The following is a 22,445-nucleotide window of genomic DNA, read 5'->3' as shown; positions in this document are numbered from 1 at the left end:
GCTGCGGGCCTACATTGGCGTTACCACCCCTCCGCCCGGAGCGACCCGGAGCAGCGCCATGACGGTCACCTCAGCTCACAGCCGCACCCACTCCGTCCCGGACTTCCAGGCGCTGCGCCGCCAGGACCCCGAGCTCGCGGAGGTGCTCCTCGGCGAGCTGCACCGGCAGTCCACCGGGCTCCAGCTGATCGCCGCGGAGAACTTCACCTCTCCCGCTGTGCTCGCCGCCCTCGGCTCCCCGCTGGCGAACAAGTACGCCGAGGGGTATCCCGGCGCCCGCCACCACGGAGGCTGCGAGTTCGTCGATGTCGCCGAGCGGATCGCCATGGAGCGCGCCATGGCCCTGTTCGGCGCGCAGCACGCCAATGTGCAGTCGCACTCCGGATCCTCGGCGGTCTTGGCCGCGTACGCCGCGCTGCTCAAGCCCGGTGACACGGTGCTGGCCATGGGGCTGCCGTACGGCGGTCATCTCACCCACGGCTCCCCGGCCAATTTCTCCGGCCGCTGGTTCGACTTCGTCGGTTACGGCGTGGAGGCCGACAGCGGGCTCATCGACTACGAGCAGGTGGCGGCACTGGCCAAGAAGCACCGCCCGAAGGCCATCGTGTGCGGGTCCATCTCGTATCCACGGCACCTGGACTACGCCGCCTTCCGCGAGATCGCCGACGAGTACGGCGCCTATCTGATTGCCGACGCGGCCCACCCCATCGGCCTGGTCGCCGGGGGAGCGGCCCCCAGCCCCGTCCCGTACGCCGATGTCGTCTGCGCCACCACCCACAAGGTGCTGCGCGGCCCGCGCGGCGGGATGATCCTGTGCGGTGCGGGCCTCGCCGAGCGGATCGACCGGGCGGTCTTCCCGTTCACCCAGGGCGGCGCCCAGATGCACACGATCGCCGCCAAGGCCGTCGCCTTCGGCGAGGCCGCGACCCCGGCGTTCGCGGCGTACGCCCATCAGGTGGTCGCCAACGCGCGGGTGCTCGCCGCCAGGCTCGCCGACGAGGGCTTCGCGATCACGACGGACGGCACCGACACCCACCTGATCACCGCGGACCCGGCCCCGCTCGGCGTGGACGGCCGTACGGCCCGTGGCCGGCTCGCGGCAGCGGGACTGGTCCTGGATACGTGTGCCCTCCCGTACGGCGACCAGCGCGGCATCCGGCTGGGTACGGCGGCCGTCACCACCCAGGGCATGGGCGAGGCGGAGATGGCGCGGATCGCGGTGATCTTCGGCGCCGCACTGCGCGAGGACCCGAAGGCTCGTACGGAGGTGCTGGAGCTGACGGGACGATTTCCGCCCTATCCGGGGTGAGAAGGGCTCGGGGAACCAGGGGCGGGTACCCGTATGTCCTCAAGCACAGAGCCATCGAAGCTAGTGTGTGGGGCTGAGATGGCCGGCGATACATCTGGGGCAGCCCGTGCGTGAATACCTGTTGACGCTCTGCGTCACGGTCGCGGTGACCTATCTGCTGACCGGGCCGGTGCGCAAGTTCGCCATCGCGGTCGGTGCGATGCCGGAGATCCGCGCCCGTGACGTGCACCGCGAGCCGACTCCGCGGCTCGGCGGCATCGCCATGTTCGGTGGTCTGTGTGCGGGTCTGCTGGTCGCGGACCACCTGGCGAGCCTCAACGGTGTCTTCGAGCTGTCGAACGAGCCGCGGGCGCTGCTGTCCGGTGCCGCCCTGATCTGGCTCATCGGTGTCTTGGACGACAAGTTCGAGATCGACGCACTGATCAAGCTCGGCGGGCAGATGATCGCCGCGGGCGTCATGGTCGTCCAGGGCCTGACGATCCTGTGGATCCCGGTGCCCGGTATCGGCTCGGTGTCGCTGACGCCCTGGCAGGGCAATCTGCTGACCGTCGCGCTGGTCGTGATCACCATCAACGCGGTCAACTTCGTGGACGGGCTCGACGGCCTCGCCGCCGGCATGGTCTGCATCGCCGCCGGCGCGTTCTTCATGTACGCGTACCGGATCTGGTACGGGTACGGGATCGAGGCGGCCGCCCCGGCCACCCTCTTCTCCGCCATCCTGATGGGCATGTGCCTGGGCTTCCTGCCGCACAACATGCATCCAGCCCGGATCTTCATGGGGGACTCGGGCTCGATGCTGATCGGCCTGGTGCTGGCCGCCGGGGCCATCTCGATCACCGGCCAGGTCGACCCGGACACGATGAAGCTGTTCATCGGCGGTGAGCGCGAGGCCACGCACGCGATGCTGCCGGTCTTCATCCCGCTGCTGCTGCCGCTGACGATCATCGCGATCCCGGTCGCCGACCTGGTGCTGGCGATCGTCCGGCGTACGTGGAACGGCCAGTCGCCGTTCGCGGCCGACCGCGGGCACCTGCACCACCGGCTGCTGGAGGTCGGACATTCGCACAGCCGCGCCGTGCTGATCATGTACTTCTGGTCGGCCCTGATCGCCTTCGGCGCGGTCGCGTACTCGGTGCACTCGGCGTCCATGTGGATCGTGCTGATGATCGTGGCGCTGAGCGCGGTGGGCCTGATCCTGCTCCTGCTGCCGCGCTTCACCCCGAGGGCTCCGCTCTGGGCGCAATCCTTCGTACCGCCCCGCTACCGCCGCCGTACCGTGCAGCCCGCGGAGGCGGCCGTGGAAGGCGCGCTCGCGCGCTCATACGTGACAGCTGAGGCGCACGAGGCACTGCTGGAGGAACCGGAGCGGACGCCGGTGGTGGCCGGCGTCTCCGGAGTCAACGGAGCAACGGCGATCGGCGCCCGATCGCGCTTTCCCGACCGGCGGAAGGCCGGCTCGTCGCGCTGACGATTCTTCGCGCGAGCCCCATACCAGACAAATCGCTCACATTGCATGCACACACGTGCGGGGTCACTCTCATGTGTGACAGTCAGCACACTCCGTTGGTAAAGACCTCATCAAATAGTTTGTGATACCGTTCACGAACCGGGCGACAGAGCCGAAGGACCGTAGTGCGACGGTTCATTGGCTCGCGAGGCACGATCTCGGCCCGGGCCTACGCTCGTCCATGACGACACTCATGCCCCCACCACCTGCGGAGCTGCCGCCATGCGGTCCAATGACGCCCGAACACTCCTTCGAGCTGCCCTGCCCACCGCTGCCGCCGGCGTTATCGCCGCGATTGTCAGCGCTGTGGTCGCGGGCGGTAAGGGAGCGATCGGAGCCGTCGTCGCGACGCTGATTGTGATCCTCTTCATGGGGATCGGGCTGGTGGTCCTGGAGCGGACGGCGAAGTCGCTTCCGCACCTGTTCCAGGCCATGGGACTCATGCTCTATGCGGCACAGATTCTGCTGCTGTTCGTCTTTGTCGCCGCATTCAAGAACACCACGCTGTTCAACCCGAAGGCCTTCGCGATCACGCTGGTCGCAGCGACCCTTGTCTGGATCGCCGCGCAGACCCGTGCGCACATGAAGGCCAAGATCCTTTACGTCGAACCCGACTCCTCCGAGGCCCACAAGCCCGGGAACAAGGGGTCGTCGTCGTGAGGGGTAGGGCCGGTATAAGTGCGCGTTCGAGATCCTGCTATCGTCCGGTGCCAACTGCGGCACTGCGGGCGCGGGCATCTGAGCTGACGCCTGCTCAATCGCGAGGCTCGATGCCTGACAGCCGCCCCCACATCCGTAACACCAGTCCAGTGCCGAACCGCGGCTGCGCGCCGCGCCGACACAACGAGGTTGCCGTACCTATGCGCCACGCAGAAGGAGTCCGCGGTGAGTGCTGACCAGATGACGCTCGCCTTCGACGCCGATTGTCATATCTTCACCGGTTGCGGCTTCCCGGCGCCCAGCCTTTGGTCCTTCATCTTCGAGCCCATCGCCGGAGACACGGACAGCTGGTACTTCAACAAGCCGATGCTGCTGGCCGTCATCGGCACAGTCGTGATCATCGGTTTCTTCTGGGCCGCTTTCCATAAGCCCAAGGTGGTGCCGGGCAAGCTCCAGATGGTCGGCGAGGCCGGCTACGACTTCGTACGCCGCGGCATCGTGTACGAGACCCTCGGTAAGAAGGAGGGCGAGAAGTACGTCCCCCTGATGGTCTCGATCTTTTTCTTCGTGTGGGTGATGAACCTCTGGTCCATCGTGCCGCTCGCTCAGTTCCCGGTGACCTCGATCATCGCGTACCCCGTGGCGCTCGCACTGGTCGTCTACGTCATCTGGATGTCGGTGACGTTCAAGCGCCACGGCTTCGTCGGCGGCTTCAAGAACCTGACCGGCTACGACAAGTCGCTCGGCCCGGTTCTGCCGATGGTCATGGTCATCGAGTTCTTCTCGAACGTTCTGGTCCGCCCCTTCACCCACGCGGTCCGGCTCTTCGCGAACATGTTCGCCGGACACACGCTCCTGGTCCTGTTCACCATCGCCAGCTGGTACCTCTTCAACAGCTGGGGGATCGCCGCCGCCGGAGTGTCCTTCGCGATGGTGCTCGTCATGACCCTGTTCGAGCTCTTCATCCAGGCTGTCCAGGCGTACGTCTTCGTCCTCCTGGCCTGCAGCTTCATCCAGGGCGCGCTCGCCGAGCACCACTGATCGCCCACCCCTGAACCAACAGTCGTCCGGTGGCCAACCCCCACCGGTCCGTGAAAGAGAAGGAAGAACCCGGCATGTCTCAGACCCTTGCCGCCGTCACCGGCTCCCTCGGCTCGATCGGCTACGGCCTCGCGGCCATCGGCCCCGGCGTCGGCGTCGGCATCATCTTCGGTAATGGCACCCAGGCGCTCGCCCGCCAGCCCGAAGCTGCCGGCCTGATCCGCGCCAACCAGATCCTCGGCTTCGCCTTCTGTGAGGCGCTCGCCCTCATCGGTCTGGTCATGCCGTTCGTCTACGGCACGTGATTTCGGCCGACGAGCAAGCCCACTAGACGAAAGGCACTGATGTGAACCCTCTGGTTCAACTCGCGGCAGAGGAGCCCCAGAGCCCTCTGATTCCGCCGATCCCAGAGCTCATCGTCGGCCTGATCGCCTTCGCTATCGTTTTCTTCTTCCTTGCGAAGAAGCTTCTCCCGAACATCAACAAGGTTCTGGAAGAGCGCCACGCGGCGATCGAGGGCGGCATTGAGAAGGCCGAGGCGGCCCAGACCGAGGCCCAGAGCGTGCTCGAGCAGTACAAGGCTCAGCTCGCCGAGGCCCGCCACGAGGCCGCGCGCCTGCGCCAGGAGGCGCTGGAGCAGGGCACTGCGCTCAAGGAAGAGCTGCGCGCAGAGGGCCAGCGGCAGCGTGAGGAGATCATCGCTGCCGGCCACACCCAGATCGAGGCCGACCGCAAGGCCGCCTCGCAGGCGCTGCGCCAGGACGTGGGCAAGCTCGCCACCGACCTGGCCGGCAAGCTCGTCGGCGAGTCTCTTGAGGACTCCGCCCGGCAGAGCCGCACCATCGACCGCTTCCTCGACGAGCTCGAGGAGAAGGCCGAGGCGGCCCGATGAACGGAGCGAGCCGCGAGGCACTGGCTGCCGCACGTGAGCGTCTCGACGCGCTGACGGACCACACGTCCGTCGATGTGACGAAGCTCGCCGGTGAGCTGGCCGCCGTTACCGCGCTGCTCGACCGCGAGGTGTCGCTGCGTCGGGTCCTGACCGACCCGGCGCAGGCCGGTGAGGCCAAGGCCACACTGGCCGGACGCCTGCTGAGCGGTCAGGTGGGCGGCGAAGCCACCGACCTGGTCTCCGGCATGGTCCGCTCCCGCTGGTCGCAGTCGCGTGACCTGGTCGACGCTGCGGAGGAGCTGGCGAACACCGCCGACCTCACCGCGGCCCAGCAGGCCGGTGCACTCGACAACGTCGAGGACGAGCTGTTCCGCTTCGGGCGGATCGTCGCCTCGAACACCGAGCTGCGGGCCGCGCTCACCCACCGCGGCGCCACGGTCTCCGCCAAGGGCGAGCTGCTGCGCAGCCTGCTCGGCGGCAAGGCCCACGCGGTCACCGAGCGTCTGGTTGTGCGTCTTGTGACCCAGCCGCGGGGACGTAGCCTGGAAGCGGGACTCGAGTCCCTGTCCAAGCTCGCCGCGGAGCGCCGGGACCGCATGGTCGCCGTCGTCACCACGGCGGTGCCGCTTACGGACCAGCAGAAGCAGCGTCTCGGCGCGGCTCTGGCGAAGCTGTACGGCCGCCAGATGCACCTCAACCTCGACGTGGACCCCGAGGTCCTCGGCGGGATCCAGGTGCGCGTCGGTGACGAGGTCATCAACGGCACCATCTCGGACCGGCTCGAAGAGGCCGCCCGACGCATGGCCGGCTGACCAGCCACCAACTGAACAAGCTGAACAAGCAACACCAGCGGCCCGGTTGGGCCGTGCAGAAATTGCAGAAGATTCCTGGGGGTCGGCCCCCAGACCCCCTAAGAAACTTCGGGCCCAACAAGGAGAGCAGGGAACCCAGATGGCGGAGCTCACGATCCGGCCGGAGGAGATCCGGGACGCGCTGGAGAACTTTGTCCAGTCGTACAAGCCGGACGCGGCCTCGCGCGAGGAGGTCGGAACGGTCAGCGTTGCCGGCGACGGCATCGCGAAGGTCGAGGGTCTGCCCTCGGCCATGGCGAACGAGCTGCTGAAGTTCGAGGACGGCACCCTCGGTCTCGCCCTCAACCTCGAGGAGCGCGAGATCGGTGCGATCGTCCTCGGCGAGTTCAGCGGTATCGAGGAGGGCCAGCCGGTGCAGCGCACCGGTGAGGTGCTCTCCGTCGGCGTCGGCGAGGGCTACCTCGGCCGCGTCGTCGACCCGCTCGGCAACCCGATCGACGGTCTCGGCGAGATCGCGACCGAAAGCCGTCGCGCCCTCGAGCTGCAGGCCCCCGGCGTCATGGTCCGTAAGTCGGTCCACGAGCCGATGCAGACCGGCTACAAGGCCGTCGACGCGATGGTGCCGATCGGCCGTGGCCAGCGTCAGCTGATCATTGGTGACCGCCAGACCGGCAAGACCGCCCTGGCCGTCGACACGATCATCAACCAGCGCGACAACTGGCGCTCGGGCGACGTGAACAAGCAGGTTCGCTGCATCTACGTCGCCATCGGCCAGAAGGGCTCCACCATCGCGTCCGTGCGCGGTGCGCTGGAGGAGGCGGGCGCGCTCGAGTACACGACGATCGTCGCCGCCCCGGCTTCCGACCCGGCCGGCTTCAAGTACCTTGCGCCGTACACCGGTTCGGCCATCGGCCAGCACTGGATGTACGCCGGCAAGCACGTCCTGATCATCTTCGACGACCTGTCGAAGCAGGCCGACGCCTACCGCTCCGTGTCGCTGCTGCTGCGCCGTCCGCCGGGCCGTGAGGCCTACCCGGGCGACGTCTTCTACCTGCACTCGCGTCTGCTGGAGCGCTGCGCGAAGCTCTCCGACGACATGGGCGCCGGTTCGATGACCGGTCTGCCGATCGTCGAGACCAGGGCGAACGACGTGTCGGCGTTCATCCCGACCAACGTCATCTCCATCACCGACGGCCAGTGCTTCCTGGAGTCCGACCTGTTCAACGCGGGCCAGCGCCCGGCGCTGAACGTCGGTATCTCGGTCTCCCGTGTCGGTGGCTCCGCCCAGCACAAGGCCATGAAGCAGGTCTCCGGCCGGCTTCGCGTGGACCTCGCCCAGTACCGCGAGCTGGAGGCGTTCGCCGCCTTCGGTTCCGACCTGGACGCGGCCTCCAAGGCATCGCTGGAGCGCGGTAAGCGCATGGTCGAGCTGCTGAAGCAGCCGCAGTACGCGCCGTTCCCGGTCGAGGAGCAGGTTGTCTCCGTCTGGGCCGGCACCACCGGCAAGATGGACGACGTCCCGGTCGAGGACATCCGTCGCTTCGAGTCCGAGCTGCTGGAGCACCTGCGCCGCGAGCGCAAGGAGCTCCTCACCTCGATCGCCGAGGGCGGCAAGATGTCGGACGACACGCTGCAGTCCGTCGGCGATGCCATCGCGGTCTTCAAGCGGCAGTTCGAGACCTCGGACGGCAAGCTCCTCGGCGAGGACCAGCCGGCCGTCAGCGTCTCCAAGTGACGACGGAAGGGACCTGACTCATGGGAGCGCAGCTCCGGGTCTACAAGCGTCGCATCCAAGCCGTCACCGCGACCAAGAAGATCACCAAGGCGATGGAGATGATCGCCGCCTCGCGCATCGTCAAGGCGCAGCGCAAGGTGGCGGCATCGATGCCGTACGCGACCGAGCTCACCCGTGCGGTGACCGCGGTGGCGACCGGCTCCACCACCAAGCACGCCCTGACCACCGAGGTCGAGGCGCCGACCCGCGCCGCGGTCCTGCTCATCACGAGCGACCGCGGTCTGGCCGGCGGCTACTCCTCCAACGCCATCAAGGCGGCGGAGCGGCTCCGTGAGCGGCTCAGCGCTGAGGGCAAGGAGGTCGACACGTACATCGTCGGCCGCAAGGGTGTCGCCTACTACGGCTTCCGCGAGCGCAAGGTCGTGGAGTCGTGGACCGGCTTCACCGACAGCCCGAGCTACGGGGACGCCAAGAACGTCGCCGGACCGCTGATCGAGGCCATCCAGACGGAGACGGCCGAGGGCGGTGTCGACGAGCTGCACATCGTCTTCACGGAGTTCGTGTCGATGATGACGCAGAACCCGGTGAACAACCGGATGCTGCCGCTCTCGCTCGACCAGGTTGCGGAGGAGAGCAGCACGAAGGGCGAGATCCTTCCGCTGTTCGACTTCGAGCCGTCGGCGGAGGACGTCCTCGACGCCCTGCTGCCGCGCTACGTCGAGAGCCGTATCTACAACGCACTGCTGCAGGCTGCTGCTTCCGAGCACGCCGCCCGCCGCCGTGCGATGAAGTCGGCGACCGACAACGCCGGGGATCTCATCAAGAGCCTCTCCCGGCTTGCCAACGCGGCCCGCCAGGCCGAAATCACCCAGGAAATCAGCGAGATCGTCGGTGGCGCCAGCGCTCTGGCCGACGCGACCGCGGGGAGTGACAAGTAATGACGACCACTGTTGAGACGGCCGCCGCCACGGGCCGCGTCGCCCGGGTGATCGGCCCGGTCGTCGACGTGGAGTTCCCCGTCGACGCGATGCCGGAGATCTACAACGCGCTGCACGTCGAGGTAGACGACCCGTCCGAGGCCGGCGCGCGCAAGCTGCTGACCCTCGAAGTCGCCCAGCACCTGGGTGAGGGCGTGGTCCGTGCGATCTCGATGCAGCCCACCGACGGTCTGGTCCGCCAGGCCGCGGTGACCGACACGGGTGCGGGCATCACCGTGCCGGTCGGTGACATCACCAAGGGTAAGGTGTTCAACACCCTTGGTCAGATCCTGAACGAGCCGGAGGCCGAGGCTCAGATCACTGAGCGCTGGCCGATCCACCGCAAGGCTCCGGCCTTCGACCAGCTCGAGTCCAAGACCGAGATGTTCGAGACCGGCCTGAAGGTCGTCGACCTGCTGACCCCTTACGTCAAGGGCGGCAAGATCGGTCTGTTCGGTGGTGCGGGCGTCGGCAAGACGGTCCTCATCCAGGAAATGATCATGCGTGTGGCGAAGCTGCACGAGGGTGTGTCGGTGTTCGCCGGTGTCGGTGAGCGCACCCGTGAGGGCAACGACCTCATCGACGAGATGACGGACTCGGGCGTCCTGGACAAGACCGCGCTGGTCTTCGGCCAGATGGACGAGCCGCCGGGCACCCGCCTCCGGGTCGCTCTGTCCGCCCTGACCATGGCGGAGTACTTCCGCGATGTTCAGAAGCAGGACGTGCTGCTCTTCATCGACAACATCTTCCGCTTCACCCAGGCCGGTTCCGAGGTCTCCACGCTGCTCGGCCGTATGCCGTCCGCAGTGGGTTACCAGCCGACCCTGGCTGACGAGATGGGTGTGCTCCAGGAGCGCATCACCTCGACGCGTGGTCACTCGATCACCTCGATGCAGGCGATCTACGTCCCCGCGGACGACCTGACCGACCCGGCGCCGGCGACCACCTTCGCCCACCTGGACGCGACGACCGTTCTGTCGCGTCCGATCTCGGAGAAGGGCATCTACCCGGCGGTGGACCCGCTGGACTCGACGTCCCGCATCCTGGACCCGCGCTACATCACGCAGGACCACTACGACGCGGCCAGCCGTGTCAAGGGAATCCTGCAGAAGTACAAGGACCTCCAGGACATCATCGCGATCCTCGGTATCGACGAGCTGGGCGAGGAGGACAAGCTTGTTGTCCACCGTGCCCGTCGCGTCGAGCGCTTCCTGTCGCAGAACACCCACGCCGCCAAGCAGTTCACCGGCCTGGACGGTTCGGACGTGCCGCTCGACGAGTCGGTCGCCGCGTTCAACTCGATCTGCGACGGTGAGTACGACCACTTCCCCGAGCAGGCGTTCTTCATGTGCGGTGGCATTGACGACCTCAAGGCCAAGGCCAAGGAGCTCGGCGTCTCCTGAGTCCCTGACTCGCCGGAGAGGGGCGGGTATGTCCCGCCCCTCTCCGTAGCGCCGACCGAGAACCTCTAGAATTAGCCCCAACACCCGGCTGAACCGCCGGGTGGAGACCCGAGGAGCCATCTTGGCTGCTGAGCTGCACGTCGAGCTGGTCGCGGCGGACCGCAATGTCTGGTCCGGCGAGGCCCACCTTGTCGTCGCGCGCACCACGTCCGGCGACATCGGCGTCATGCCCGGTCACCAGCCGCTGCTCGGTGTGCTGGAGTCGGGCCCGGTGACCATCCGTACGAGCGAGGGCGGGACTGTCGTCGCCGCTGTGCACGGCGGTTTCATCTCGTTCGCGGAGAACAAGCTCTCGCTGCTGGCGGAGATCGCCGAACTGTCGGACGAGATCGACGTCAAGCGCGCGGAGCGGGCACTGGAGCGCGCCAAGTCGGAGGCCGACGCGTCCGCCGAGCGGCGCGCCGAAGTCCGGATGCGTGCGGTGACGGGGCACTGAGTCCCGCGCCGACAGACATACACAGCCTCAGCCGCGGCCCGAGCTGGAATCCTCCAGACCGGGTCGCGGCTGAGGCGATGCAGGTGCGGTTCCGTTGCGTTACTCGATGAGCGAGGAGGTCGGTGGAGATGTTCCTCGCTCTGCTTGTCATCTGCCTGGTCGTCGCCCTGGTGGTGGTCGGACTCTTTGTCTTCGGCCTCCGGCGGCGGCTGATCCAGCGGTCCGGCGGTACGTTCGACTGCAGCCTGCGCTGGGACATCGCCGAAGGCGGTGACCCCTCCGGCAAGGGCTGGGTGTACGGGGTGGCCCGCTACAGCGGTGACCGGATCGAGTGGTTCCGCGTCTTCTCGTACGCGCCCCGGCCGCGCCGCGTCCTGGAGCGCTCGGCGATCGAGGTGCTCGCCCGCCGCGCCCCCGAGGGCGAGGAGGAGCTGGCGCTGCTGTCCGACGCGATCGTGCTGGGCTGTCTCCACCGGGGGACGCGCCTGGAGCTGGCGATGAGCGAGGACGCGCTGACCGGATTTCTCGCTTGGCTGGAGGCTGCGCCGCCCGGCCAGAGAGTGAACGTCGCATAGCACCTCGTGTGCACCTCGTATGCGTGGAGAAGCCGGGGAGACGGTGGGCGGTCCCGTCTCCCCGGCTTCGTCTTGTCGGCTACTGCAGACCGTTGTTGATCGCGGTCGCCAGCTCACCGTTGGTGGTGTCGCCGCTGAACTCCCAGAAGAAGGCGCCCCTCAGGCCCTGGTCCTTCACGTAGTTCATCTTCCCGGCGATGGTGTCCGGGGTGTCGTAGCTCCACCAGTTGCTGCCGCACTTGGCGTACGCGGTGCCGGCGATGGTGCCGGTGGCCGGGCAGCTCGTCTTGAGGACCTTGTAGTCCTCGATCCCTTGCTCGTACGTACCGGCGGCCGGGCCGGTGGCGGTGCCGCCGGGGGCGGCCTGGGTGACGCCGGTCCAGCCGCGGCCGTAGAAGCCGATCCCGAGGTTCAGCTTGGTTGCCGGGACGCCCTTGGCCTTGAGCTTCTGGATCGCCTCGTCGGAGTTGAAGCCCTGCTGGGGGATGCCCGCATAGGAGGTGAGCGGGGAGTGCGGGGCGGTCGGGCCCTGGGCGGCCCAGGCTCCGAAGAAGTCGTACGTCATGACGTTGTAGAAGTCGACGTACTGGGCGGCGCCCGCGTAGTCGGCGGCGTCGATCTTGCCGCCGCTGGAGGCGTCGGCGGTGATGGCCGCGGTGACCAGGTTCGAGCTGCCGAACTTGGCACGCATGGCCTGCATCATGTTCTTGATCGACGCGGGTCCGCTGGTGTCACAGGACAGACCGCAGGCGTTGGGGTACTCCCAGTCCAGGTCGATGCCGTCGAAGACGTCGGCCCAGCGCGGGTCCTCCACCAGGTCGTAGCAGGACTGGGCGAAGGCGGCCGGGTTCTGCACCGCCTGGCCGAAGCCGCCGGACCAGGTCCAGCCGCCGAAGGACCACAGCACCTTGATGTTCGGGTACTGCTTCTTGAGCTTGCGCAGCTGGTTGAAGTTGCCGCGCAGCGGCTGGTCCCAGGTGTCGGCCACGCCGTCGACGCTCTGGTCGGCGGTGTACGCCTTGTCGTAGTCGGCGTAGGCGTCGCCGATCGTGCATTTTCCGCCCTGGACGTTGCCGAAGGCGTAGTTGATGTGCGTGATCTTCGCCGCCGAGCCCGACGTGACCAGGTTCTTCACGTGGTAGTTCCGGCCGTAGATGCCCCACTCGGTGAAGTAGCCGAGCTTGACCTTGGCGCCCGGATTCGGATCGGTGCCGCCGGTGGTCGTGGCGGTCAGTGAGCCGCTGGACGGGCCGACCTGGTCGGCGGTGTCGCGGGCCGTCACGCTGTACGTGTACGTCGTGCCGGCCGTCAGCCCCGTGTCGGTGTGGGTGGTGCCGGTGACGGTCGCGATCTTGGCGGAACCGCGGAAGACGTCGTAGTTCTTGACGCCCTTGTCGTCGGTGGCCGCGCTCCAGGTGAGCTTCAGCGAGGTGTTGGTGATGCTGCTCGCGGTCGGGGTGCCGGGGGCGGAGGGCGGGTTGTCGCCGGGGACGCTGGGGCCGCCGTCACACGAGGCGCCGTTGAGCTTGCAGCCGCTCGGGGCGCCGCCGCCGGTGCCGTTGAATCCGAAACTGACGCTCGCGCCGGGGACGAGGGTGCCGTTCCAGCTCTTGTTCCTGGCGGTCCAGTGGTTGCCGGAGCTGGTGACGTCGGCGTCCCAGGCGGAGGTGACGGCCGTACCGGCCGGGAAGTCCCATTCGACGGTCCACGAGCCGATGGAAGCGGTGCCGGTGTTCTTCACCGTCCACTTGCCCTCGAAGCCGGTGCCCCAGTCGGAGACCTTGGTGTACGTGGCGGTCGCCTCGGCGGCCTCGGCGGGGGAGGCCAGGCCGACAAGGGCGGCGAGGGGGAGCAGCAGGGCCGTGAGGCCGGCCGTTGCTCTCGACCTGAATCGGGTGGTGCGTCTGGTCGTTCCTGTACTCAACGGGGCTCCTCGGGTGAGGTCCGATCGGTGGGGGTTGAGAGACGTGGACCTGCGCCGCCCGGTGAGTGCGCCATGGGGGATTTTTGTCATGGCATGCTCACCGCAGTAGTTGCGGTGAGCGTAGAAAGGTCTGGACCAACCGTCAAGAGGTCCAGACCTTAGAATGAGAGTGGCCGGCTCAGACGCCCAACTCCTGGGCCAGTACGGCCGCTTGCACCCGGCTGCGCAGCTCCAACTTGCCGAGCAGCCTGCTCACATGCGTCTTCACGGTGGCCTCGGCCATGTCCAGACGTACCGCGATCTCCGCGTTGGACAGACCTTCGCCCAGGCAGGACAGCACCTCGCGCTCGCGTCGCGTCAGAACGTCGAGCACCGCAGGACCGGGCGAGTTCGCGGAGCGTACGGGCCGGGGCGACGCGAACTCGGCGATCAGCCGACGAGTCACCGCCGGGGCGATGAGGCCCTCGCCGCGCGCCACGGTCCGTACCGCCTCGATCAGGTCCCCGGCTTCCGTGTTCTTCAGGAGAAAGCCGGACGCACCCGCGCGCAGCGCCCCGAAGACGTACTCGTCCAGATCGAACGTGGTCAGGACCAGTACGTCGGCCAGCTGCTCCGCCACCACCTGGCGGGTGGCCGAGACCCCGTCCAGCCTGGGCATCTGCACATCCATCAGCACCACATCCGGCCGAAGTTCGCGCGCCAGCCGTACGGCCTCCTCGCCGTCCGCGGCCTCACCGACCACCTCGATGCCCGCGGCGCTGCGCAGGATCAGCACCAGACCGGCCCGTACGGCGGACTGATCCTCCGCGACCAGCACCCGGATCGTCATGCGCTCGGCGTCCTCTCCTCGGCGGGCAGTACCGCCCGTACCTGCCAGATCTTGGTCCCCTCGGGAGTGCTCACCGGACCGGCCTCGAACTCCCCGTCCAGCAGCGCGACCCGCTCCCGCATGCCCACCAGGCCGGCCCCCGAGCCGGGCGCGCGCGGGCCCGGCCGGTCGCCGAACGGGCTGCTGACCCGTACGGTCAGGGCGCGGTCGCCCCGCGTCAGGGCGACCGAGACCTCGCCGGGAGCCGCATGCTTGATCGCGTTGGTCAGCGACTCCTGCACGATCCGGTACGCGGCCATCTCGACCGGCGCGGGCAGGGCGGCCGGTGCCGGGAGGCCGTCGGGGCCGCCGACGCCGCCGACGCCGCCGACGCCGTCGAGGCCGTCGAGGCCGTCCGTCAGGACGAACCGCAGCCCGCTCGCGGAGCCGTTTGTACGGGCCTGTTCGACGAGGGCGCCGAGCCCGTCCAGCGTGGGCGCGGCGACCGGCTCCGACCCGCCGCCGCTGTCGCGCAGCAGGCCGATCAGCCGGCGCATCTCGGCCAGCCCCGCCACGCTGTTCTCCCGGATGACGCCGAGCGCGTCCCGGCTGGTCGCCGGCTCGTCGATGGAGAGCGCGGCGGTGGAGTGGATCGCGATGGCCGACAGATGGTTGGCCACCATGTCGTGCAGCTCGCGGGCCATCCGGGCGCGCTCGGCGACGATCGCCTGACTGCGGTCCATCTCGGCGAGCAGCGCGGTCTGCTCGGCGTGCAGCCGGGCCGCCTCCGCCGCCTCGCGGTGGTTGCGCAGGGTGGCGCCAGTGAGGGCGGGACCGAACGAGACAAGCCCGGTCAGCACGCCGAAGAGCAGCGCCTCGGGCCTGCGGAGCCAGGCCAGGGCCGCGATCGTCACCGCGACCGTGACCATCCCGGAGATGACCGGGATACGGCGGGCCGAGAGGGGGGTGCCGTACACCACAGCGGCGTACACCAGGTCCGTGAACATCACCGCCGTCGCGATACTGGCGTGAGTGAACTGGTCCGCGACCAGCGCCGCCGTTCCGACGAGTACCGCGGTACTCGGCGCGGACCTGCGCAGCAGCTCCATCGCCGCCATCACCACGAGCGGCACGAGCGTCGTCCACCCCGGCAGTAGGTGCCGCAGAGCCCCGGTGTGCAGCCCGAGCGCCCACAGCAGCACACCGCTGAGCAGTCCGGTCACCGCGATGAGGACGTCGAGGCGGTGCGGGCGGGGGAGCGCGTTCACGTCATCATCCAACACGCTGCGGCGCGCGGGGGCCTCCCCGTCCGGGGGGATGGACGGGTACATCAAAGGATGCAGTCGCAGTTCGTCAGCGGTGACGACGATCCGGCCCGGAACCGACGGGACGCTGGAAGCCGAGCCGGAAGGAGAGTGTCGTGATCGTCACGCTGATCATCATCTGCGAGGTCGGATTCTGGGTGCTGCTGGCCGTGGGCCTCGCCCTGCGCTACCTCGCGAAGATGCCGCGGACCGGCATCGCCGTACTGCTGTGCGAGCCGCTGCTGGAGGTCGTCCTGCTGGTGGTGACCGCGATCGACCTCAAGAACGGCGCCGATCCGGCGTGGAAGCACGGGCTCGCGGCGGTGTACATCGGCTACACCGTCGCGTACGGCCACTACACGATCAAGTGGATCGACGGCCACTTCGCCCACCGCTTCGCGGGCGGCCCGCCTCCGGTCCGGGCGCCGCGGTACGGGACGGCCCGCGCCAGGCACGAGGGCCGGCTCTGGCTGCGTACGGTCCTGGCGGCGGCGGTGGCGTCCGGCCTGCTCCAGCTCGCAGTCTGGTACGTGGGCGACGCGGGCCAGACCGGGTCGCTGCGGTCCTGGCAGTGGATCGCCTGGCGGGCCGCCGGTATCCACGGCCTGATCGCCCTCACGTACACGCTCTGGCCGAAGCAGGCCCCGGCCGGGGCGGAGGAGGACCGGCCCCGGCCGCTGACCAAGCGCCTCTAGAGGGGGTGTCAGCGCTCGCCGCCGGGCACCCAGAGCACGTCTCCGACCTCCTTGTTGGCTACCCGCGCCAAGATGAACAGGAGGTCGGAGAGGCGGTTGAGGTAGGTCGCGGTGAGCGGGTTCATGATCTTGCCGTGCTCCTCGAAGGCCGCCCACGTGGACCGCTCGGCCCGGCGGACGACCGTGCACGCCTGATGGAGCAGCGCGGCTCCCGGCGTACCGCCCGGCAGGATGAAGCTGCGCAGCTTCTCCACCTCCTCCAGGAACCGGTCGCAGTCGGCCTCCAGCTTGTCGATGTACGGCTGCTCGACCCGCAGCGGCGGATACTTCGGCTCCTCGACGACCGGAGTGGACAGGTCCGCACCCACGTCGAACAGGTCGTTCTGGACGCGGACGAGGACCTTCACGATCTCCTCCGGGAGCGAGCCCAGCGCGATCGCCGTGCCGATGACGGCATTGGCCTCGTTGGCATCGGCGTACGCCGAGATCCGCAGATCGGTCTTGGCGGTGCGGCTCATGTCACCGAGGGCGGTGGTGCCCTGGTCGCCGGTTCGGGTGTAGATGCGCGTCAGATTGACCATGCGGTCAGCGTAGCCCCGATGTGATGTCCGCGATTTGGGATGTGACTCGCACCTCTAACCCCCCAACGGGCCCCTCACGGGCGCTAATCTCCGCCGGAGAGACGTTGGTAAACAGGCGTTAAGGCCAAGAAGTCCAAGGGATGTGAAGAGTGGCCAGGAAGCTCGCCGTCATCGGGGCCGGACTCATGGGGTCCGGTATCGCGCAGGTCTCCGCCCAGGCGGGCTGGGACGTCGTCCTGCGTGATGTCACCGACGCGGCCCTGACCCGCGGCACCGACGGCATCAAGGCCTCGTACGACAAGTTCGTCTCGAAGGGCAAGCTGTCGGCCGAGGACGCCGAGGCGGCCCTCGCGCGCATCACCACGACCACCGATCTGGACGGGGCCGCGGACGCCGACATCGTCGTCGAGGCCGTGTTCGAGAAGCTCGAGGTCAAGCACGAGATCTTCCGTACGCTCGACAAGCTCGTCCGCGACGACACGGTCCTCGCCTCGAACACCTCCGCCATCCCGATCACCAAGATCGCGGCGGTGGCAGAGCGCCCGGAGCGCGTCGTCGGCGCGCACTTCTTCTCGCCCGTCCCGATGATGCAGCTGTGCGAGCTGGTCCGCGGCTACAAGACCAGCGACGAAACCCTCGCCACCACACGGGAGTTCGCCGAGTCCGTCGGCAAGACCTGCATCGTCGTCAACCGTGACGTGGCCGGCTTCGTCACCACCCGGCTGATCTCGGCGCTCATCGTCGAGGCCGCCAAGCTGTACGAGTCCGGCGTCGCCTCGGCCGAGGACATCGACATCGCCTGCAAGCTGGGCTTCGGCCACGCCATGGGCCCGCTGGCGACCGCCGACCTGACGGGCGTCGACATCCTGCTGCATGCCACGAGCAACATCTACACCGAGTCGCAGGATGAGAAGTTCGCGCCGCCGGAGCTGATGCGCCGGATGGTGGACGCGGGTGACATCGGCCGCAAGAGCGGGCAGGGCTTCTACAAGCACTGAGCGGTACCGGCCACTCTGGTATCACCCCACCGGGTGAATTAGGTATCGGTTCGCTTACAGACGGCAACTTCGCTGCCTCAGAGGCAGTCAGTTGCATTGAGAGATTTCGAAGACGACGTACGCAGACGCACGCACGCAGCCTGCCGGGGAGTACACATGCACATCAGGGGCGACCACGCCGAACTGGCCGTCGGGGGCCGCCTCGACGTGCGCAGCGCGGCGGACGCCCGTACGGTCCTGCACGCGGCCCTCGACGCCGGCGCCGGCGACCTTGTGCTGGACCTGACCGAACTCGACTCCTGGGACGCCACCGGCCTCGGCGTCATCATGGGCGCGCACCGGCGGGCCGGCCGGACCGGCCGCCGGCTCGTCCTGCGCGGGGTGCCGCCGCAGATGCAGCGGCTGCTCGTGGCGACCCGGCTGCACCGCATCCTCGCCATCGAGGGCGGGATCGCGGCGGAGTCGCTGCCGCGGGTGTGAACGCTTGCTGAATGCGGCTGAACAGGTCTGATCAGCTCTGAAGCCTCCGCGGCGGATCTGTGAAGCACCTGTGTGAGGCAGGCGTTACCCGCAATCCCCACGAGACCGTGACGTCTGGGACCGCGCGGCACCCCGAGTGTTCCCGGATACTGTCCGAAGGTCTAGGGTTCGGTCGCCTGCCGATTGGTGAACCCTCGCGGCGGGCACCGGACCAGAAGCGACAGCGGAGTGTGCGAAAGGCCGGGAGGGGCAACGGCAACGGCACGCGACGCATCTGGGGGGCTTGACCATGGACCCGAAGAACCGGGGACCTGAAGAGTACGGCCATGACAACGACGAGTTCGCGGAGCGCACTCCGGTGGAGGACAGCCCGCCGCGGCCGCCGATGCCCGCCCTCAGCAGCTCGGCTGCCGGGCCGGCCCGGGTCGTCCAGCTCGTCTCCGGCGACTTCCTGCTGACGGTCAACCCCGTCGACGGCAGCGAGATAGAGCCATGCCGCCCGGGTCAGGAGCCGCCCGAGCCCACCCGGCGCGGCCCCGAGGACCGCGCCGACGTCCGCCGCGCCGGCCTGCCGCCGATCCCGGCCGGTCCCGCGGCCCCCGAACTCCCGCTGCTGGAGCGTCAGGAAGAGCGCGAGCGGCTCGTACGGCTGCTCGCGCGCGGGCGGTCGGTGCGGCTCACCGGACCGTCGGGTTCCGGACGTACGGCCCTGCTGGACGCGGTCGCCGCCGACTGCGCGGACCTCGCGCCCGATGGAGTCGTACGGCTCTCGGGCTACCGCCAGAGCCCCGCCGACCTGCTGAACGCGCTGTTCGCCACCGTCTTCGACGCCCCGCTGTACCGGCCCGACAAGCCCGCCCTGCCGGCCAGGGTGCGCGGCATCGGAGCGGTCGTCGTCCTCGACGACCTGGAGTTCGGCGGCAGCGCGCTCGAGGAAATCCTCGAGGCGACGCCCGAATGCGCCTACCTGGTCGCCGCGACGCCGGACGTTCCCGCGCCGTCCGCCGACTCCCACCTCGAAGAGGTCTTCCTCGGGGGCCTCGGCCGCAGCTCCACCCTGGAACTGCTGGAGCGGGCCGTAGCCCGCCCGCTCACCGACGAGGAGGCGAGCTGGGCGGGCGACCTCTGGTTCGAGTCCGAGGGCCTGCCGCTGCGGTTCGTCCAGGCGGGTGCGCTGCTGCGGCAGCGCGACGCGCTGCGCGGCACGGACACGCACGAACGCGAAGAGGACGAGCCCGGGGTCTTCGACGCCCCGGACAGCCGCGACGCCCCGCTGCCCAGCCTCGCTGAGGGCGCGGCCCCTGTGGCCCTGCTCGCGTCCCGGCTGAGCGAGTCCGCCCGCGACACGCTGCGGTTCGCCGTCGCCCTCGGCGGCGAGGTGCCGCACCAGGCGCACCTCCCGGCCCTGGTGGGGGACACCCACGCCGACGCCGCGCTCGGCGAGCTGGTGGGCTGCGGACTGCTGACCCCGGTCGGCTCGCGCTACCGGCTGGCCAAGGGCGTCGCCACCCAGCTGGAGGGCATGGGGTACGCGGAGGGCGCCGCCGACCGTGCGCACACCGCCGCCCAGCACTACGCCTGGTGGACCGGGCACCCCTCGGTCAGCCCCGGCCGGGCCGCGGCCGAGGCGGACGCGGTACTGGCGGCGATGGGCATGCTCATACCGGGCGACGATGACGGCCACCCGAGTGCCGCCGTCCTGCTGGCCCGCACCGCGGCGCCCGCCTTCGCCACCGGCCTCCACTGGGGCGCCTGGGAGCGCATCCTGCGGTCGGGCCAGGAGGCCGCACGGATCGCGGGCGAGGTCGCCGAAGAGGCGTACTTCCACCACGAGTTGGGTGTGCTGGCGCTGTGCGCCGGGCAACTGGACCGGGCCCGCGCCGAACTGGAGGCCTCGATCGGACTCCGCGGTGCCCTCGCCGACAAGCGCGGCACGGTCGCCGGCCGCCGGGCGCTCGCGCTGGTCGCCGACCGCTCCGGCGGGCTGGTGCTCGGCGGACGTACCCCGGCGGGCGAGGAGGTCCCGGCGGCCCGGAGCGAGGAGTCGGCCTCGCCGCCGCGCGGCATACCGTCCCCCTTCCCGCAGCTCCGGCTCCCGGACTCCACGGGCGAGACGACCCCCCTGGTCACCCGGCAGCCGGGCCCGTTCGGCGCCTCGTTCGGGGCCTCGTTCGGGGCCTCGTCCAAGGCCTCGTCCGGACTGGCGGGCGTCCGCCGCACGCTCCTGAACGGCGCTCGCCGCAACGTGGTCGCGGCGGGAGCGGGCGCGCTGCTCGCGGTCGTACTGGGCACGGTCGTGACGCTCGGCGCGACGTCGGACGGCAACGACCTACCGGACAAGGGCACGTCGGAGCAGTCGGCGAACGAAGACGACGGCGTGGACGGCGGCCTGAACGCGGACGAGCCGACGGACGACTCGACGCGGGCTCCGGGAGATCCGGCCGACCCGGCCGGCCCCGGTGAGTCCGGAGGACCCGTACCGGGCGGGAGCGGGCAGTCCTCGGGAGGCCCTTCTACGCCCGGTGGCCAACCGTCCACTCCCGGCGCGACCAGTGGCCCGACCACCGGCGGGCCGACAACTGGTGGTCCTACCACAGGTGGTCCCAGCACCGGTGGGCCGACCACCGGCGGCCCCACCACGGGAGAGCCCACCACGGGCGGGCCGTCCACGGGCGGTCCGACGACCGGAAGTCCCACCACGGGTGGCCCCTCGACCGGCGGCCCGACGACAGGCGACCCGTCCACCGGCGGCCCGACGACGGGTGATCCGACCACGGGCGACCCGGCCGCGGGAGGCGCGACCAGCGGAGACACCACCGGCGGGACGACCACCGGAGAAACGGATGGCGGCGGCGCGGGCGGCGGCACGACCTCAGGGGCGTCCAGCGGCGGCACGAATCCCTCGGGCAGCGCGTCCTGACCGAGGTTCGCCCGGAGGCCGGTCAGAAGAGCCGGAGCTTGTCGTCCTCGATGCCGCGCATCGCGTTGTAGTCGAGGACGACACAGCCGATCCCGCGGTCCGTGGCGAGCACCCGCGCCTGCGGCTTGATCTCCTGGGCCGCGAACACGCCCCGGACCGGCGCCAGATGCGGGTCGCGGTTCAGCAGCTCGAGGTACCGCGTCAGCTGTTCCACGCCGTCGATCTCGCCGCGTCGCTTGATCTCCACCGCCACGGTCGCACCGTCGGAGTCCCGGCACAGGATGTCCACCGGCCCGATGGCGGTGGGATATTCGCGGCGGATCAGTGAGTAACCCTCACCAAGTGTCTCGATTCGGTCGGCGAGCAGCTCCTGGAGGTGCGCTTCCACGCCGTCCTTGATGAGCCCCGGGTCCACCCCGAGCTCGTGCGAGGAGTCGTGGAGGACCTCCTCCATCGTGATGATCAGCTTCTCGCCGGCCTTGTTCACCACGGTCCACACGCCCGTCTCGTCCCCTGCGCCCTCTCTGAGCGTGCACGGAGGCGACATCCAGTTGAGCGGTTTGTACGCCCTGTCGTCCGCATGAATCGAGACACTGCCGTCAGCCTTCACAAGGATGAGACGGGGTGCCGAGGGCAGGTGGGCGGTGAGCCGGCCCGCGTAGTCGACGGAGCAGCGGGCGATGACGAGACGCATGGTCGGCAACGCTACTCGACGGGGCGTGGTGCACGCGATTCGCCCTGAAGGCCCCGTTCGTTATTGGCTGGTTGTGTGTGCATTCTCCTGGTGCGGTTCGGACAGCGCGCTTACCGTGTAAGCGGGAGGTCGTCGAACGTGCACTCTGCGTCGTCGTCCTCCTTCCCTGCCCGTAAGACCCCGTCACCGGGGTCGCGAGAGGAGAACCCATGTCGCTCGACGTCTCACCGGCCCTACTCGAACAGGCCGAGCGAGGCGAGGTCGACGAATCCGCTTTCGTCGACTGCGTCCGGACCTCCCTGCCCTACGCATGGGAGATGGTCAGCTCTCTGGTGGCACAGCTGAAGGTGGACGGCGGAGAGTTCGCCGACAACCAGACGCCGCCGCCGGACGAGCAGGCACGTGGCCAGCTTCTGCGTGCCCTCGCGAGTGACGCGATACGTGGTGCGCTGCAGCGGCACTTCGGGGTACGTCTGGCATTCCAGAACTGCCACCGGCTGGCGGTGTTCCCGCTGGATTCATCGGTGGACGAGCGGCTCGCCCGCTTCACTTCCATCAGGGGCCAGCTGCTCAACCAGTCGCCGGAACTGCGGGACTGCTAGGACCTTCGCTGCCGCTCCGTATCGCTGGAGGT

At 69.1% G+C, this 22,445-nt stretch carries 22 protein-coding genes; 17 read left to right on the top strand and 5 right to left on the bottom strand.

Going from position 1 to position 22,445, the window contains the following annotated elements:
* Positions 1-58 precede the first annotated feature (58 nt).
* From glyA to NLX86_RS01805, 12 genes are all read left to right on the top strand, one after another.
* Positions 59-1,309, top strand: a complete 1,251-nt coding sequence (glyA, locus tag NLX86_RS01860; RefSeq protein WP_254369750.1) for a serine hydroxymethyltransferase — start codon at positions 59-61, stop codon at positions 1,307-1,309.
* A 94-nt stretch (positions 1,310-1,403) separates the two neighbouring features.
* On the top strand, positions 1,404-2,777 hold the full coding sequence (locus NLX86_RS01855; RefSeq protein WP_254369790.1) for an MraY family glycosyltransferase: 1,374 nt from the start codon (positions 1,404-1,406) through the stop codon (positions 2,775-2,777).
* 261 nt (positions 2,778-3,038) lie between these two features.
* Complete coding sequence (locus tag NLX86_RS01850) at positions 3,039-3,476, top strand: hypothetical protein (protein ID WP_254369749.1); 438 nt, start codon at positions 3,039-3,041, stop codon at positions 3,474-3,476.
* A 225-nt stretch (positions 3,477-3,701) separates the two neighbouring features.
* Entirely contained in the window at positions 3,702-4,517 is an 816-nt protein-coding gene (gene atpB, locus NLX86_RS01845; protein WP_254369748.1) for a F0F1 ATP synthase subunit A, read from the top strand.
* Between the two features lie 74 nt (positions 4,518-4,591).
* A complete protein-coding gene (gene atpE, locus NLX86_RS01840) occupies positions 4,592-4,822 on the top strand; it encodes an ATP synthase F0 subunit C (protein WP_254369747.1) in 231 nt (76 codons plus the stop codon).
* Positions 4,823-4,863: 41 nt separating this feature from the next.
* On the top strand, positions 4,864-5,409 hold the full coding sequence (locus tag NLX86_RS01835; RefSeq protein ID WP_254369746.1) for a F0F1 ATP synthase subunit B: 546 nt from the start codon (positions 4,864-4,866) through the stop codon (positions 5,407-5,409).
* The gene (locus NLX86_RS01830) at positions 5,406-6,221 is read left to right on the top strand and encodes a F0F1 ATP synthase subunit delta (protein ID WP_254369745.1); all 816 of its coding nucleotides are present in this window, start codon (positions 5,406-5,408) and stop codon (positions 6,219-6,221) included. Before NLX86_RS01835 ends, NLX86_RS01830 begins: the two co-directional genes overlap by 4 nt.
* A gap of 139 nt (positions 6,222-6,360) precedes the next feature.
* Entirely contained in the window at positions 6,361-7,956 is a 1,596-nt protein-coding gene (gene atpA, locus NLX86_RS01825; RefSeq protein ID WP_254369744.1) for a F0F1 ATP synthase subunit alpha, read from the top strand.
* 20 nt (positions 7,957-7,976) lie between these two features.
* On the top strand, positions 7,977-8,894 hold the full coding sequence (locus NLX86_RS01820; protein ID WP_254369743.1) for a F0F1 ATP synthase subunit gamma: 918 nt from the start codon (positions 7,977-7,979) through the stop codon (positions 8,892-8,894).
* Positions 8,894-10,336 (top strand): F0F1 ATP synthase subunit beta, encoded by a 1,443-nt coding sequence (gene atpD, locus NLX86_RS01815; protein ID WP_254369742.1) that lies wholly within the window; start codon positions 8,894-8,896, stop codon positions 10,334-10,336. Before NLX86_RS01820 ends, atpD begins: the two co-directional genes overlap by 1 nt.
* 121 nt (positions 10,337-10,457) lie before the next feature.
* Positions 10,458-10,832 (top strand): F0F1 ATP synthase subunit epsilon, encoded by a 375-nt coding sequence (locus tag NLX86_RS01810; RefSeq protein ID WP_254369741.1) that lies wholly within the window; start codon positions 10,458-10,460, stop codon positions 10,830-10,832.
* A gap of 128 nt (positions 10,833-10,960) precedes the next feature.
* Positions 10,961-11,407 carry a DUF2550 domain-containing protein gene (locus tag NLX86_RS01805; protein WP_254369740.1) on the top strand — a complete coding sequence of 149 codons (447 nt, stop codon included), beginning with the start codon at positions 10,961-10,963 and terminating at the stop codon, positions 11,405-11,407.
* Between the two features lie 79 nt (positions 11,408-11,486).
* Here NLX86_RS01805 and NLX86_RS01800 read toward each other — a convergent pair whose 3' ends face one another.
* The 3 genes from NLX86_RS01800 to NLX86_RS01790 form a co-directional block, all read right to left on the bottom strand.
* On the bottom strand, positions 11,487-13,331 hold the full coding sequence (locus NLX86_RS01800; protein WP_254369739.1) for a glycoside hydrolase family 18 chitinase: 1,845 nt from the start codon (positions 13,329-13,331) through the stop codon (positions 11,487-11,489).
* A 178-nt stretch (positions 13,332-13,509) separates the two neighbouring features.
* Positions 13,510-14,160, bottom strand: coding sequence for a response regulator transcription factor (locus NLX86_RS01795; protein ID WP_254369738.1), 651 nt, complete (start codon positions 14,158-14,160; stop codon positions 13,510-13,512).
* Positions 14,157-15,407, bottom strand: coding sequence for a histidine kinase (locus NLX86_RS01790; protein WP_254369737.1), 1,251 nt, complete (start codon positions 15,405-15,407; stop codon positions 14,157-14,159). The genes NLX86_RS01795 and NLX86_RS01790 overlap by 4 nt, the downstream gene beginning before the upstream one ends.
* A 152-nt stretch (positions 15,408-15,559) precedes the next feature.
* Here NLX86_RS01790 and NLX86_RS01785 point away from each other — a divergent pair, with 152 nt between their 5' ends.
* Positions 15,560-16,138 carry a hypothetical protein gene (locus tag NLX86_RS01785; RefSeq protein WP_254369736.1) on the top strand — a complete coding sequence of 193 codons (579 nt, stop codon included), beginning with the start codon at positions 15,560-15,562 and terminating at the stop codon, positions 16,136-16,138.
* Positions 16,139-16,146: 8 nt separating this feature from the next.
* Here the strand turns inward: NLX86_RS01785 and NLX86_RS01780 are convergent, their stop codons facing one another.
* The gene (locus tag NLX86_RS01780; protein WP_254369735.1) at positions 16,147-16,719 is read right to left on the bottom strand and encodes a cob(I)yrinic acid a,c-diamide adenosyltransferase; all 573 of its coding nucleotides are present in this window, start codon (positions 16,717-16,719) and stop codon (positions 16,147-16,149) included.
* Between the two features lie 149 nt (positions 16,720-16,868).
* On the opposite strand from NLX86_RS01780, the gene NLX86_RS01775 reads away from it, so the two are divergent.
* The 3 genes from NLX86_RS01775 (at position 16,869) to NLX86_RS01765 (ending at position 21,117) form a co-directional block, all read left to right on the top strand.
* Positions 16,869-17,717: a 3-hydroxyacyl-CoA dehydrogenase family protein gene (locus tag NLX86_RS01775; protein WP_254369734.1), complete on the top strand. Its 849-nt coding sequence runs from the start codon at positions 16,869-16,871 to the stop codon at positions 17,715-17,717.
* A gap of 156 nt (positions 17,718-17,873) precedes the next feature.
* A complete protein-coding gene (locus tag NLX86_RS01770) occupies positions 17,874-18,197 on the top strand; it encodes an STAS domain-containing protein (RefSeq protein ID WP_254369733.1) in 324 nt (107 codons plus the stop codon).
* A gap of 289 nt (positions 18,198-18,486) precedes the next feature.
* On the top strand, positions 18,487-21,117 hold the full coding sequence (locus NLX86_RS01765) for an ATP-binding protein (protein WP_254369732.1): 2,631 nt from the start codon (positions 18,487-18,489) through the stop codon (positions 21,115-21,117).
* A gap of 22 nt (positions 21,118-21,139) precedes the next feature.
* On the opposite strand, the gene nucS is transcribed toward NLX86_RS01765, so the two are convergent.
* Positions 21,140-21,811 carry an endonuclease NucS gene (nucS, locus tag NLX86_RS01760; protein ID WP_254369731.1) on the bottom strand — a complete coding sequence of 224 codons (672 nt, stop codon included), beginning with the start codon at positions 21,809-21,811 and terminating at the stop codon, positions 21,140-21,142.
* Positions 21,812-22,020: 209 nt separating this feature from the next.
* Here nucS and NLX86_RS01755 point away from each other — a divergent pair, with 209 nt between their 5' ends.
* Complete coding sequence (locus tag NLX86_RS01755; RefSeq protein WP_254369730.1) at positions 22,021-22,413, top strand: SCO5389 family protein; 393 nt, start codon at positions 22,021-22,023, stop codon at positions 22,411-22,413.
* The last annotated feature ends 32 nt before the right edge of the window (positions 22,414-22,445 follow it).

The sequence above is a fragment of the Streptomyces sp. A3M-1-3 genome, assembly GCF_024213665.1.
In the GTDB taxonomy this organism is placed as follows: Bacteria; Actinomycetota; Actinomycetes; order Streptomycetales; family Streptomycetaceae; genus Streptomyces.
Note: the sequence above shows the minus strand (reverse complement) of the source record. Positions and strands in the feature narration are given on the sequence as shown.

Coding starts and splice junctions, on each gene's coding strand:
- glyA (WP_254369750.1), top strand. CDS start 59: ATGACGGTCACCTCAGCTCACAGCCGCACCCACTCCGTCCCGGACTTC.
- NLX86_RS01850 (WP_254369749.1), top strand. CDS start 3,039: ATGCGGTCCAATGACGCCCGAACACTCCTTCGAGCTGCCCTGCCCACC.
- atpE (WP_254369747.1), top strand. CDS start 4,592: ATGTCTCAGACCCTTGCCGCCGTCACCGGCTCCCTCGGCTCGATCGGC.
- NLX86_RS01830 (WP_254369745.1), top strand. CDS start 5,406: ATGAACGGAGCGAGCCGCGAGGCACTGGCTGCCGCACGTGAGCGTCTC.
- atpA (WP_254369744.1), top strand. CDS start 6,361: ATGGCGGAGCTCACGATCCGGCCGGAGGAGATCCGGGACGCGCTGGAG.
- NLX86_RS01820 (WP_254369743.1), top strand. CDS start 7,977: ATGGGAGCGCAGCTCCGGGTCTACAAGCGTCGCATCCAAGCCGTCACC.
- atpD (WP_254369742.1), top strand. CDS start 8,894: ATGACGACCACTGTTGAGACGGCCGCCGCCACGGGCCGCGTCGCCCGG.
- NLX86_RS01805 (WP_254369740.1), top strand. CDS start 10,961: ATGTTCCTCGCTCTGCTTGTCATCTGCCTGGTCGTCGCCCTGGTGGTG.
- NLX86_RS01795 (WP_254369738.1), bottom strand. CDS start 14,160: ATGACGATCCGGGTGCTGGTCGCGGAGGATCAGTCCGCCGTACGGGCC.
- NLX86_RS01780 (WP_254369735.1), bottom strand. CDS start 16,719: ATGGTCAATCTGACGCGCATCTACACCCGAACCGGCGACCAGGGCACC.
- NLX86_RS01770 (WP_254369733.1), top strand. CDS start 17,874: ATGCACATCAGGGGCGACCACGCCGAACTGGCCGTCGGGGGCCGCCTC.
- NLX86_RS01765 (WP_254369732.1), top strand. CDS start 18,487: ATGGACCCGAAGAACCGGGGACCTGAAGAGTACGGCCATGACAACGAC.
- nucS (WP_254369731.1), bottom strand. CDS start 21,811: ATGCGTCTCGTCATCGCCCGCTGCTCCGTCGACTACGCGGGCCGGCTC.
- NLX86_RS01755 (WP_254369730.1), top strand. CDS start 22,021: ATGTCGCTCGACGTCTCACCGGCCCTACTCGAACAGGCCGAGCGAGGC.